The organism is Archangium minus, from assembly GCF_044360475.1.
GTDB lineage: Bacteria > Myxococcota > Myxococcia > Myxococcales > Myxococcaceae > Archangium > Archangium minus.
Map to the genome: position 1 here is coordinate 12,855,015 of NZ_CP043494.1, position 12,463 is coordinate 12,867,477.

8 protein-coding genes are annotated in these 12,463 nt (G+C 67.1%); 5 read left to right on the forward strand and 3 right to left on the reverse strand.

Features of this window, described 5'->3' with window-relative positions:
• Positions 1-137: 137 nt before the first annotated feature.
• Positions 138-1,682: a DUF1501 domain-containing protein gene (locus F0U60_RS53070; protein WP_395812178.1), complete on the reverse strand. Its 1,545-nt coding sequence runs from the start codon at positions 1,680-1,682 to the stop codon at positions 138-140.
• A 4-nt stretch (positions 1,683-1,686) separates the two neighbouring features.
• The gene (locus F0U60_RS53075) at positions 1,687-3,357 is read right to left on the reverse strand and encodes a DUF1800 family protein (RefSeq protein WP_395812179.1); all 1,671 of its coding nucleotides are present in this window, start codon (positions 3,355-3,357) and stop codon (positions 1,687-1,689) included.
• A 406-nt stretch (positions 3,358-3,763) separates the two neighbouring features.
• On the opposite strand from F0U60_RS53075, the gene F0U60_RS53080 reads away from it, so the two are divergent.
• Together F0U60_RS53080 and F0U60_RS53085 are read left to right on the forward strand one after the other, a co-directional pair.
• Positions 3,764-4,012, forward strand: coding sequence for a hypothetical protein (locus tag F0U60_RS53080; RefSeq protein ID WP_395812180.1), 249 nt, complete (start codon positions 3,764-3,766; stop codon positions 4,010-4,012).
• A gap of 485 nt (positions 4,013-4,497) precedes the next feature.
• Positions 4,498-5,529, forward strand: coding sequence for an Rpn family recombination-promoting nuclease/putative transposase (locus tag F0U60_RS53085; protein WP_395812181.1), 1,032 nt, complete (start codon positions 4,498-4,500; stop codon positions 5,527-5,529).
• Positions 5,530-5,618: 89 nt separating this feature from the next.
• On the opposite strand, the gene F0U60_RS53090 is transcribed toward F0U60_RS53085, so the two are convergent.
• Positions 5,619-6,176: a TetR/AcrR family transcriptional regulator gene (locus tag F0U60_RS53090; RefSeq protein ID WP_395812182.1), complete on the reverse strand. Its 558-nt coding sequence runs from the start codon at positions 6,174-6,176 to the stop codon at positions 5,619-5,621.
• An 89-nt stretch (positions 6,177-6,265) separates the two neighbouring features.
• Between F0U60_RS53090 and F0U60_RS53095 the strand changes: the two genes are divergently transcribed.
• From F0U60_RS53095 to F0U60_RS53105, 3 genes are all read left to right on the forward strand, one after another.
• Positions 6,266-7,762 carry an MFS transporter gene (locus F0U60_RS53095; RefSeq protein ID WP_395812183.1) on the forward strand — a complete coding sequence of 499 codons (1,497 nt, stop codon included), beginning with the start codon at positions 6,266-6,268 and terminating at the stop codon, positions 7,760-7,762.
• A 229-nt stretch (positions 7,763-7,991) separates the two neighbouring features.
• Positions 7,992-9,173 carry an efflux RND transporter periplasmic adaptor subunit gene (locus F0U60_RS53100; protein WP_395812184.1) on the forward strand — a complete coding sequence of 394 codons (1,182 nt, stop codon included), beginning with the start codon at positions 7,992-7,994 and terminating at the stop codon, positions 9,171-9,173.
• A gap of 12 nt (positions 9,174-9,185) precedes the next feature.
• Positions 9,186-12,320 (forward strand): multidrug efflux RND transporter permease subunit, encoded by a 3,135-nt coding sequence (locus F0U60_RS53105; RefSeq protein ID WP_395812185.1) that lies wholly within the window; start codon positions 9,186-9,188, stop codon positions 12,318-12,320.
• The last annotated feature ends 143 nt before the right edge of the window (positions 12,321-12,463 follow it).

Below are 12,463 nucleotides of genomic sequence, written 5' to 3' on the forward strand. Positions count from 1 at the left end.
GCCACAGACGTGGCCGGAGTGACGCCCCTGGGCCACACTTTTCTCCGACCTGTCCGACAGTCGGACAAGTGGCCGAAGAGTGTGCCCGGAGGGGCGCTCCTCCGGATTCGTTCGCCCCCTTCGGAAGCCGTGGCGCCTTACGCGTCCGGCATCATGAAGCCAATCCGAGCCGTCCGCGCGAGTGCAGGGAAGCCGTTCGCGGTCGCCGCGGCGAGATAGCCGGCGAAGTTCGGGAACACGTAGTCGCGCTCGGCGGTGGTCGAGAGACCCAGCCAGTACGCGAGGGTATAGGCGTACTGCTCCACCGAGAGCGTGGGAATCCAGCGCCCCCTGCCGTCGACGCTGTCGAGGTTGTTGGCCGCACCGTTCGACACGTCCAGGTTGGGGAAGGTGCCATAGAGCCGGCGCCCCAGGACGCGGTCCCCGAGCACGAGCATGTGGCTCCCCCAGCCGTGATCCGTTCCCCTGTCGGAGTTCTCCACCAGGGTCCGGCCGAAATCACTCATCGTGAAGAGCGTGGCCTGCGGGGGAGCCGAGCCGAAGATCGCCTCCGCCTTGAGCAGGGCCATGGCCTGGTGGAAGGCGTCGAGCGCGAAGTCGAGCTGCGTGAGCAGGGAGTTCTGGGCCGAGTCCTGGCCCACATGGGTGTCGAAGCCGCCGAAGCCCACGGAGAACACCTGACGCTTGAGGCCGAGCCCGCCGGCCGCCGAGGCCAGCGCACCCGCCACCATGTCCCGGAGGACCTGATAGAGCTGGGTGTGCAGCGTCCAGCCTCCACTTCCGGTGGCGGGAGGCACGAACAGGGCGTCGATCTTCTCGCGCGTCACCTGCGGGAGCGCATTCCAGGCGGCCTCGCGCGCGGCGGTCCGCGACGAGGCGAAGGTCATCGCCGTGCTGAAGACCGTGCCGTAGGACTCCTCGAGGGCGGCGTCGTTGTTGATGGTCAGCACCTCGGAGAGCGCCTCCTTCGTGTGGGCATCGAAGTTGGCGTTGCCCGACGTCCGGAAGGCGAGCGAGCCGTTCGAGGACACCATCATGGGCTGCCGGGTCCCGCCGGCGGCGAAGAGCGACTTGCCCCCGAACGAGACCACCTCGGGGTACTCGCCCGGGTTCAGGTTGGCGATCTTGTCCGCGGTCCGGCCGCCCCACCCGGTGACCTTGCCGATGAGGGCCAGAGGCAACGCGGCGGTGGAGGGGTTGGCGATGGCGCTCGCCCAGGCATCCTGCTGGTCGCTGTGCGAGAACAGGTTGTCCGGTCGGGCCACCGCGTTCGACGTGAAGTCGGTCTTCCGCATCGGCAGGACGAGCGGTCCCACGTTGCACACGAAGGCGGCCCGCTCCTGCTCGAAGAGCGCCTGGAGCTTCGTGAGCGCGGGGTGCAGGCCATACGAGCCAGCGGCCTGCCCGATGGGGTTGATGACCCGCAGCTGCTCCTTCGTGAGCGCGATGGTGGGCCGGGCCGAACGGTACTGCTCATAGGGAGTGGCGCCCAGGGGGACCAGGACGTTGTTGCTGTCATTGCCGCCCAGGAGGAAGACACACACCGCCGCGCGGTAGCCCGCGTAGCCGGTGAGGGTGGAGGCGTGCGCCTGGCTGATCCACCGGGGCAGGGTCGCGGCGGCTCCGAGGAAACCCAGGCTGCTGGAGGCGCCGCGGAGGAACTGGCGTCGTGACATGGACATGGGTTCACCTCTGGATCTGGAATTCGGGGGAGAGCGACGTGAGGTAGAGGGCGAGCTTCTTCTTCTGGGCAGCGGTGCTGGCGCGCGTGTCGGTGATGGCGCCGTAGATGGCGAGCTGGAGCTCCGACGACATCGTGTCGTGCAGCCAGTACCGGCTGAGCCAGAGCACCAGGTCGTTCGGGTCGGACGGGAGCGTGTCCAGGTTGACGATGACGCCCGCGGTGGCGGGTGCGGTCGAGAAGAGCAGCTCGTGCACGATGTTGGCGCGCGCGGCGACGGTGGCGGTGTCGAGGATGGCGAACTCGGGGCCGAGCAGGCCGCTGCTGCCGGGGGCCGGTGCGTTCGGCGGGTAGTAGCTGAAGACCGAGCTCGGCCGGGGCACGTACTGGCCGAGCGAGCGGCTCCACGAGCTGAGCTTCGCGCCCGGGTCCTTGCCCTCCGCCGTGTCGAGCGTTCCGTTCAACCACCGGACGAGCGCGGTGATGTACAGCGCGGGCGGCCGGAGGTGCCCGTAGGTGGCGTACTGCCCCAGCGGTGCCTGCGGGCCGCGCGCCTCGTCGTCCTCCAGGATCTTGCGCACCACGGCGCGCAGGTCGCCGCGCACGCCCGAGCCATTGTTCTTGAAGACGTTCACCACCCGCTGGACGTACGCGGGGGTCGGGTTGCTGGTGACGAGGTGCTGGATGAGCTGCTTGCAGATGAACGGCGGGAGGTTCGGGTCGGCGAAGACGTTGTCGAGCGCCTGCTTGAGGTGGAGCGTGGCGCTCCCGCCCGCGGTCGTCACCGCGCCCCGGAGGAGCGTCTTCGACGTGGAGTCATGGTTCACGTCGCAGCCAATCATCGGCAGCGAGAAGTTGGCCGCGTTGTTACGGCCCACGGTGGGGCAACCCGCGGCATTGCCATAGGTCCACCCGGAGAGGGCACGCGCGAAGGCCTGGACCTGCGCCTCGGTGTACGCGGGGATGGGCGCCCCCGTGGCGTCGACCTTCTGGGTGCCGTCCTCGTTCAGCTTGAAGAGGCCCAGCGTGAAGAGCTGGAGCATCTCACGCGCGTAGTTCTCGTTCGGCTCGATGGCCTTGCCGGACGTGTTGAACGCCCGGTTGTTCACCATGTCGAGGTAGTTCCCCATGGCGGGGTCGAGGGTGACCGCCTCCAGCAGCTGTCGGAAGTTGCCGAAGGCGTGCGTGGACAGCAGGTTGAGGTACCCCGCCATCGCGATCTTGGGCTCCGACTCGGGCGTGGCTGAGAGGTCGGGGAGGCCGCTCTGCGAGACGACGAAGATCTGGCTCAACGCGAACGCCACGCGCTGCCGGAGCTGATCCTTCCCCGTGACGGCGTTGAAGAAGAACTGCGAGCCCAAATCCTTGCTCGTCGTCGTGCCATCGAACGTGGAGCGGGTGGCGTTGACCTGGTCGGTGATGGACTGCGTGATGCCGACGGAGCGCACGCGCTCCACGGTGTCGATGGGCTGAGGGCTCACGCCATTGGCGAGGCGCGGGCCGAAGGTGGCCTGCTCGAGGAACCGGATGGCGTTCTCCTCGGAGGGTTTGTCGAGCGGCTCGACGGCCTGTTTTGTCTGACCGGGTAGTGCGTCGGCTTGTCCGTCGGGGGAGCCATCGACAGATGTGCAGGCGGTCGCGCACACGACGAGGGCAATGAGAGTGCGTTGGAGCATCCGTACTCCTCCTGAGAGGCCGCGGGCGTGTCAGGAATCAGTGCGGCTGCGTGGGTGAAGGCGCGTGGGAATGAAATCACCCGGAAATGGCGAATTCACCCGATTCCTGGATATTCAATATTTCAAGATTGAACATTGGGCAAGAGGCCCTGGCCTTTTGTGGGAGGCGGGGCGAGAGCTCCTCTCCATCCATTTGAAGAGAAAAATTCCGTGGATGGAGTGTTTTCGATGATGAGAATTCTCGTGGGCCGAGGAAATTGGCGGCGCGTACGGCTGGCCTGCGTGGTGGGGCTGAGCGGGAGGCCCGTGCGTTCACGCCAGACGAGACCCGGTCGAGCACAGCCGCCGCGATGGACAACCTGCTCGCCAATGGCGGCTTCGAGCAGGACCGCCAAGGCTGGAAGACATGACAGGCGAGCCTGTCGCGAGCCCTCCGTTCCTCGGACGCGCCCGAGGGCAGTTACGTGGTGAAGGTCACGCCCGCGGCCGGGACGAGCGGAGGGTATTCGCTCGAGGCCGCGTCGCACGTGGTGGCGACGTCAATGCCATCCCGGACGTGGCACACCACCTGAGCATCCAGCTCGACGCCTTCCGCACCACCCTGGGCGCTCCGGTGAAGATGTACGTGGACTGGGTGAAGCTCTACCAGCGGTGAGTGGGGAGTCGGCCCGGCCCCATCCGACGGGAAAGCCCGGCGCTGGAAGCAGCGCTCACAGACAATCTCAAGGTTATCGAGGAGGTCGTGATACCTGCCTGTCTGCTCGGCTTCGCTGAGCTCCCGTTCCGGAACGGGGAGCCTCCGTCGTGCAACGCATTCGTGGCAGAAGTAGAGGACCAACCAGACCTCGGGAGAGGGACCCTCCATCCTGAGTGAGTACGTCGCGAACGCGGGGAGCTCGGAGCCAACATCGAACGCCTGGCGAAGATGCACGCAGACGTGCTCGATTCCACGCAGGCCATGGTGCTCGCAGCGCATGATACCCATGTCACTCCTCGTGATGAGGGCCTGTCCGCGTCAGATACTCCCAAGCAGGGGTCCGTCGAGTGGCGAATCTGTCACTTGCATCGCCAAGGAAGGTGTCTTCGAGGAAGGACTCGTTCCGGCGCCCTTGGCCCGCCGCATGCTTGGCGCGACCCGCCATGTCTGGACCGCATGACCTCTTCGCCCGCTACACCTTTGGCCATCCCGAGCGGGCTGCGGCCGAGCTGCGCGCCGTCCTGCCCCCGCATGTCGTCTCCGAGGTGGATTGGGCGTCCCTGCGGCGAGAGCCCGGCAGCGTGGTGGACCCGGAGCTACGGGAAACCGAGAGCGACCTGCTCTTCGTGGCTCGACTGAACACGGGCCGCCCGCTGCTGCTGTACGTGCTGTTGGAGCATCAGTCCACGGTGGACAGGTGGATGGCGCTGCGCATGCTGCGCTACGTGGTGCGCCAGGTGGAGCGCTGGCGCCAGGAGCACCCGGAAAGTGCGCTTCTCCCCCTCGTCATCCCACTCGTCATGTACCACGGGCCAGACGGAGCCTGGACGGCGCCGCGCCGGGTGGAGGACCTCTTCGACCTTCCGGATGGAGAGGACGAACAGCGGGCGCGGTGGCGAGCGTTGGTGCCTCGCTTCGAGTACCTCTTGGACGACCTGACCGCCGAGCGGGAGGAGGCGCTGAGAGCGCGCCCAGGCCCACCGCTGGCCCGGCTGGCCTGGCTGGTGCTGCGCTATGGGCGTACTGAGGAACTGGCCCAGAAGTTGCCCGATTGGGTGGCACTCTTCACGCAGGTGCAGACAACCCATGAGGGAGCCGAACACCTGGTGGTGCTCATCCGCTACCTGCTGTGGATCGGGGACGAGGCCGTCCATGAAGCCACCGGGAGGGTGTTACATTCGGTGCTGGATGAGCAACGAGCGGAGGAGCTGATGCGGAGCTATGGCGAGGAACTCATCGAGCGCGGTCGCCAACAAGGTCTGGCGAAGGGCCGGGAAGAGGGCCGGGAGGAGGGTCTGATCCGAGGGCGTGCCGAGTACGTCCTGCGGATTCTCGCCGCGCGGGGTCTGCACGTCGACGAAGCGGCCCGGCAGCGCATTCTCACCTGCACGGACCAGTCGACCCTCGACCGCTGGTTCGATCGGGCCCTGAACGCCACCACCCTCTCCGACGTACTGGATGACCTGGCACAGTAGTCTCCGAAGCCCCAGCGCTCACCCACTCGCTTGCTCCCCAAGCATCAGGCAGGTAGGCGTCCGTTTCGCCGCCAAGGGCCTGGCGTTGGTTACGTCTTGCGCCCCTCCGCGTCATCGAGGAGGCCGCGGATGTCGGCATAGATCTCTCGCCACTCCCGCTCGCTCATCTTCATGAAGCCGAAGGAGCGCAGCATGAAGAGTCCTTCGTTGGCGAGAAAGGCCAGCCGCGCGCGCCGCCCCTCCGGAGTCGACATGTCGATGCCGTCCAGCTGCGACGCATACCACTGTTGGAATTGCCTCAGGTGCTCGGGCGCATTGAGCAGGGCCGCCATCATGCCCGCCGCGCGGTCCCCCTCGGCCTTGTCGGTGCGATACGTGACCTCGATATAGGCGCGCAGTCGCGCCATGGGCGACGGCTCCTCCCCGGCCTGTCGCGCGATTGCGGCCTCGAACTCCGTTCCCCACCGCGCGTACATCGCCGCGATCAGCTGGTCCTTGGTGCCAAAGCTCGATTGCACGCCGCCCTTCGAGATGCCCGCTGCCTTGGCCACGGCATCAATCGTCAGCGCCGCGATGCCCCTCGTGCGAACGATCAACTCCGCCGCGTCCAGGACGCTGTCACGGTCCACCGCCTGGTAACGCCCCATTGCGCCTCCTTGCCTTTAAATACGCCCGTATTTATAGTCCCCGTCGGGCGAGTGACACCACCACGGCCAGGACTCCATCAGGTGAATGCGTGAATCCTCAGAAGAAATGGTGGGTGATGGCAGTAGTCTCCGTCGCCCTGCTGTTGATCGTCGTCGACATGACGGTGCTGTACACCGCCTTGCCCGTCTTGACCCACGCGCTGGGCGCCTCGGCTTCCGCCAAGCTGTGGATCATCAATGCCTATTCGCTGGTCGTGTCAGGCCTGCTCCTCGGCATGGGCACGCTGGGCGACCGGATCGGCCATAAGCAGCTGTTTCTAGGCGGGTTGGTGGTGTTCGGGGTCGCTTCTTCGTGCGCCGCCTTCTCGCCGTCGGCAGCCGCGCTGATCGCATCGCGAGCAGCGCTCGGCGTGGGGGCGGCCATGATGATGCCAGCCACCCTGTCCATCATCCGCCTCACCTTCACCGACGCCCGCGAGCGGGCCGTCGCCATTGGTATCTGGGCCGCGGTCGCATCCGGTGGCGCGGCATTGGGGCCCGTGATGGGCGGGCTGCTGCTCGCGCATTTCTGGTGGGGCGCGGTGTTCCTGGTCAACGTCCCCATCGTGGTGTTGACACTGCCGTGTGCCTGGCGGCTGATTCCCGAGAGTCGCAGCGACACCTCACGCCCCTGGGACCTGGCCGGCTCGGTGCAGGTGATGATGGGATTGGTCGGGCTGGTCTATGCGCTCAAGGAATGCGGAAAGCGCGCTCCGTCGTGGACGACGGCCCTGCTGGCATTCGCCTTGGGAGCGACCTTCCTGGCGATGTTCGTGCGCCGGCAGCGCCGCAGCGTCCACCCGCTGCTCGACTTCGCCCTGTTCCGCCAGCCCGCCTTCATGGCGGCGGTGGTGGCGGCTGTCATCTCCTCATCCGCTCTGGTGGGCTTACAGCTCGTGTTCAGCCAGCGATTGCAGCTGGTGCTCGGCCTGTCGCCGCTCCAAGTGGGTTTGTTCACGCTGCCCCTGCCGCTTGCCTCCTTCATCGCCGGCCCGCTGACCGGACGGCTCCTGGCGCGGGTGGGGGATGTCCAGGTCATATGGACCGCTTTGCTCTGCGCCGCCTTGGGCATGGGCGGCTACCTGCTGGCGCATGACGCTCCCGCCGTCCTACAGGTCGCAAGCCTGCTGGTGCTCGGCGCTGGCATCGGAGCGACCATGACGGCGGCCTCCAGCACGATCCTCCATCGAGCGCCGCCAGAGCGCGCCGGCATGGCGGCGTCAGTCGAGGAGGTGTCCTACGAGCTGGGCGGCGCGCTTGGCGTGACGGTGATGGGCAGCATCCTGTCCGCGGTCTATGCGGCGTCGCTTTCCGTCCCGGCAGACCTGGCTCTGCCCACCGTGGTCCAGGACAGCCTGGACGAGGCGCTGAGCGTTGCCGAGGGCCTGCCGCCCGCATCGGGCTTGCTTATCAGCACGCTCGCCCGCTCGGCATTCGACAGCGCGTTCGTGGCCGTGCTGACGCTGGCCACGGGCATGCTGTTGGTGACGGCCGCGTGGGTGTGGCGCTGCGGCCAGCGGTCAACGTCCAACCCATTGAGAGGATGAGAAAGGCCGTGAGGAGAAAACACCTGAGCGAGCCATGTGGCACGCCCGCCGAGCACTTCTTCGAGCCACGATTCGATTGACCCCTAAAAATCCGGCCGCTAGGTAGGGGTCCTTTTCGAAATACCGAGCCTCCCCACCTGACCGCGAGCCCCCACGTGGCCGGTACGTGCGTCAGGTTTTTTCATCCTCTCCGTCGCTGCTCAAGCCCTGGACCGTCCAGGAACGCTCCATGCACTCCGCTCGAACCCGGACTCCCTTCTTCTCGACCCTCGCCCTCGTTTCCCTCCTGGGAGGAGCAGCCTGCAAGGCACCCGAAGCACCCCCTCAGGCCGCTCCTCCGGCCGTGGAAGTGGGGACGGTCACGGTGCAACCCTCGACCATTCCGGTACTCGATGAGTTGCCGGGGCGCATCGCTCCGACACGGGTCGCCGAGGTGCGTCCGCGCGTGTCCGGCATCATCGTGGAGCGCGTCTTCCGGCAGGGAGGCAGCGTGAAGGCAGGGGACGTGCTCTTCAAGCTCGACGCGTCGATGTACGAGGTCGAACGCGCCAGCGCGAGGGCCGTGCTGGCGAAGGCCGAGGTGACGGCCGCGGAGGCCCGCCAGCAGGCGGAGCGAGGCGAGAAGCTCCTCGCCAGCGGCGTCGTCACCCAGGAGCAGCACGAGACGCTCCAGGCGGCACTCCGGCGTGCTGAGGCCGATGTGGCGGCGGCCCGGGCTGCGGTGCGCCGCGCGGAGCTCAACATGGAGTACACGACGATCCGCGCGCCCATCAGCGGCAGGATCGGCCGGGCCCTGGTGACGGAGGGCGCGCTCGTGCGTGAGGGAGATCCCACGGCGCTCGCGCTCATCCAGCAGTTGGATCCGGTCTACGTGGACTTCACCCAGCCCGCGATCGAGCTCCACCGTCTGCGCCAGGCCTTCAAGGACGGGCGTATCCAGGGCGTCACCCCCGAGCAGGCGAACGTCCAGCTACTCCTTGAAGACGGCTCCCTCTATGCGAAGGAGGGCCGGCTGCTCTTCTCGGACGTGACGGTGGATCCCGGCAGCGGCCAGGTGACGGTACGCGGTGAGTTCCCCAATCCGGACGCCGAGCTTCTTCCTGGCATGTACGTGCGGGGACGCATCGAGCAAGGCACCCTGAGCGAGGCGCTCGCCGTGCCCCAGCAGGCCATCCAGCGAGACAACGCCGGCAAGTCCCAGGTCTTCGTGGTCGCGGGCAATGGCACCGCCGAGATGCGCCCGGTGCGGACCTCTCGCGTCTACCAGAACCAGGCGGTGATCCAGGAGGGCCTGAAGGCAGGCGATCAGGTCATCGTCGAGGGCTTCCAGAAAATCGGCCCGGGCGCACCGGTCAAGCCGGTGGCGTGGATCGCGCCTGGAACCGGCCTCAACCCCTCCCAGCCTCGATAGGGCCCCAACGCCATGCCTCGTTTCTTCATCGACAGGCCCATCTTCGCCTGGGTCATCGCACTGTTCATCATCATGGGGGGCGTGCTCGCCATCCCCAACCTGCCGGTGGCGCAGTACCCCAACGTGGCACCGCCGCAGATCACCATCTCGACCTTCTACCCGGGCGCGTCACCCGAGGAGCTCTACCAGAGCGTCACGCGCATCATCGAGGAGGAGCTCAACGGCACGAAGTCGTTGCTCTACTTCGAGTCGACCAGTGAGGCGACGGGAGCCGTCTCCATCACCGCGACCTTCGCGCCGGGGACGGATCCCTCCCTGGCCGCCGTCGATCTCCAGAACCGTGTCAAACGGGTCGAGCCACGGTTGCCACTCGCCGTGTCACAACAGGGCCTGCAGATTGAGGAGGCGGGCAGCGGCTTCCTCATGATGGTGACGTTGCAGGCCACCGACGACACCTTCGATGAGATCGGCCTCGGGGATTACCTCTCGCGCAACGTGCTCAATGAGTTGCGGCGCATCCCGGGCGTAGGCCGGGCGCAGCTCTTCTCCTTCGAGCGCGCCATGCGCATCTGGGTGGACCCCAACAAGCTGCAGGGACTGGGCCTCACCTCCCAGGACGTGACGAACGCCATTCGCGCGCAGAACGCCCAGGTCGCGGCGGGCTCGCTCGGCGCGCAACCCGGACCGGCCACCCAGAAGGTCGCGGCGACCGTGCTGGTGAAGGGCCAGTTGACCTCACCGGAGGAGTTCGGCGCCATCGTGCTTCGCGCGAACGCGGATGGCTCCTCCGTGCGCCTGCGGGACGTGGCCCGAGTAGAGCTGGGCGGCCAGAACTACTCCATCTCCTCACGCCTCAATGGCCAGCCGAGCGCGGCGATCGGTGTCCAGCTGTCCCCCACGGGCAACGCACTCGCGACCTCGACGGCGGTCCGCGCGAAGATGGAGGAGCTGTCCCGGTTCTTCCCCAAGGGCATCGCGTACGACATTCCCTATGACACGGCCCCGTTCGTGGGGGTGTCCATCGAGAAGGTCCTCCACACGCTCGCCGAGGCGGTGCTCCTGGTCTTCCTGGTGATGTTCCTGTTCCTCCAGAACATCCGCTACACGCTCATTCCCACCATCATCGTCCCCATCGCCCTGCTCGGCACCTGCGCGGTGATGTTCGCGATGGGCTTCTCCATCAACGTGCTCACCATGTTCGCCATGGTGCTCGCGATCGGCATCCTCGTGGACGACGCCATCGTGGTCATCGAGAACGTGGAGCGCATCATGAGCGAGGAGGGTCTGTCTCCCCGCGAGGCCACGCAGAAGGCCATGAAGCAGATTACGGGCGCCGTCATCGGCATCACGCTCGTGCTCAGCGCCGTGTTCGTGCCCATGGCCTTCTTCCCCGGCTCCGTCGGCGTCATCTACAAGCAGTTCTCGCTGACGATGGTGGTGTCCATCCTGTTCTCGGCGCTGCTCGCCCTGTCCCTGACGCCGGCGCTCTGCGCGACCTTCCTGAAGCCCGTCACCCGAGGGCACGCGCACGCGAGCACGGGGTTCTTCGGCTGGTTCAACCGCGGCTTCGAGCGCACGTCCCACGCCTATCGTGGGCTCGTGGGCCGCACCCTGCAGCGTGCGGGCCGGTTCATGCTCATCTACGTCGCGGTGTTCGCGGCGCTCGGCTGGCTGTTCGTCCAGCTCCCCTCCTCCTTCATTCCGAGCGAGGATCAGGGCTTCATCATCCTCGGGGTGCAGGCGCCGCCGGAGGCCACGGTCAACCGGACGCTGGACGCGGTGGTCCAGATGGAGAAGACGCTGCTGGCCGAGCCGGGAGTGGCCCGGGTCGTGGCCATCCTGGGCTTCAGCTTCTCCGGCCAGGGGCAGAACGCGGCCTTGAGCTTCGCGACGCTCAAGCCCTGGGAGGAGCGAGGGGCCGAGGACAGCGCGGAGGCCATCGCCGCGAGGGCGAACGCGGCGCTCTCGGCGGTGCGGGATGCCTTCATCTTCGCGCTCTCGCCTCCGCCCATCGAAGGCCTGGGAAACACAGGCGGCTTCTCCTTCCGACTGGAAGACCGAGCGGGTCTGGGACAGGAGGCGCTCGCCGCCGCGAGGGACCAACTGCTGGCCGCCGCCGCCCAGAGTCCCGTCCTCTCCGGCGTGATGTTCGAGGGTCTGGCGAACGCGCCGCAGGTCGAGCTGCGCATCGATCGCGAGAAGGCCAGCGCGCTCGGAGTCTCCTTCGCCGACATCAACGAGACCCTCTCCACCAATCTCGGCTCGGCCTACTCCAATGACTTCCCCAACGCGGGCCGGATGCAGCGGGTGATTGTCCAGGCCGAGGGAAGCCGGCGCATGCAGACGGAGGATCTCCTCGCGCTCAACGTGCGCAATCGCCAGGGCACCCTGGTGCCCCTCTCCGCCTTCGCCACGGTGGACTGGCGGGTGGGGTCCTCCCAGGTCATCGGCTACAACGGCTACCCCGCGGCCCGCATCAGCGGCAACGCGGCGCCCGGCCATTCGAGCGGTGAGGCCCTCCAGGAGATGGAGCGCCTGGCGAGCCAGCTCCCGCGCGGGTTTGGCTTCGACTGGAGCGGGCAATCCCTGCAGGAAATCCAGTCGGGCTCGCAGGCCCCGTTCCTGATCGCCCTGTCCATGCTGTTCGTGTTCCTGTGCCTGGCCGCCCTCTATGAGAGCTGGTCCATTCCCCTGGCCGTGTTGCTCGTCGTTCCCCTGGGAGTGCTCGGCTCGGTGCTGGCCGTCATGCTCCGGGGCATGAGCAACGATGTCTATTTCAAGGTCGGGCTCATCACCATCATCGGCTTGTCCGCGAAGAACGCCATCCTCATCATCGAGTTCGCCAAGGAACTCCGAGAGCAGGGCCGGCCGCTCCTGGACGCGGCGATCGAGGCCGCGCAGCTGCGCTTCCGTCCCATCCTCATGACCTCGCTCGCCTTCACGCTGGGCGTGGTCCCGCTCGCCATCGCGAGTGGGCCCGGCGCCGCCAGCCAGCGAGCCATTGGCACGGGCGTGCTCGGGGGAATGCTGTCCGCCACGGTGCTCGCGGTCATCTTCGTGCCGGTCTTCTACGTCTTCATCATGCGGCTGCTCAGCCCGCGGACCGTGGAAACCCGAGAGGCGAGTCTCCCAGAAGCCACGAATTGACCACCCCGGTTACACATGCCCCCTCTCCCTCTGGGAGAGGGCGGGGGGTGAGGGTAACCGAACCCGTTCTTCAACCCGTGGCCCGCGGTGGAGACAGAGGGTTCAACCCGGGAGTTCCCGATACCCTCACCCCGTCCCTCTCC

Excerpts from the sequence above, each read along its gene's own strand:
- F0U60_RS53070 (WP_395812178.1), bottom strand. The coding sequence starts at position 1,682 with ATGTCCATGTCACGACGCCAGTTCCTCCGCGGCGCCTCCAGCAGCCTG.
- F0U60_RS53075 (WP_395812179.1), bottom strand. The coding sequence starts at position 3,357 with ATGCTCCAACGCACTCTCATTGCCCTCGTCGTGTGCGCGACCGCCTGC.
- F0U60_RS53080 (WP_395812180.1), top strand. The coding sequence starts at position 3,764 with ATGACAGGCGAGCCTGTCGCGAGCCCTCCGTTCCTCGGACGCGCCCGA.
- F0U60_RS53085 (WP_395812181.1), top strand. The coding sequence starts at position 4,498 with ATGTCTGGACCGCATGACCTCTTCGCCCGCTACACCTTTGGCCATCCC.
- F0U60_RS53090 (WP_395812182.1), bottom strand. The coding sequence starts at position 6,176 with ATGGGGCGTTACCAGGCGGTGGACCGTGACAGCGTCCTGGACGCGGCG.
- F0U60_RS53100 (WP_395812184.1), top strand. The coding sequence starts at position 7,992 with ATGCACTCCGCTCGAACCCGGACTCCCTTCTTCTCGACCCTCGCCCTC.
- F0U60_RS53105 (WP_395812185.1), top strand. The coding sequence starts at position 9,186 with ATGCCTCGTTTCTTCATCGACAGGCCCATCTTCGCCTGGGTCATCGCA.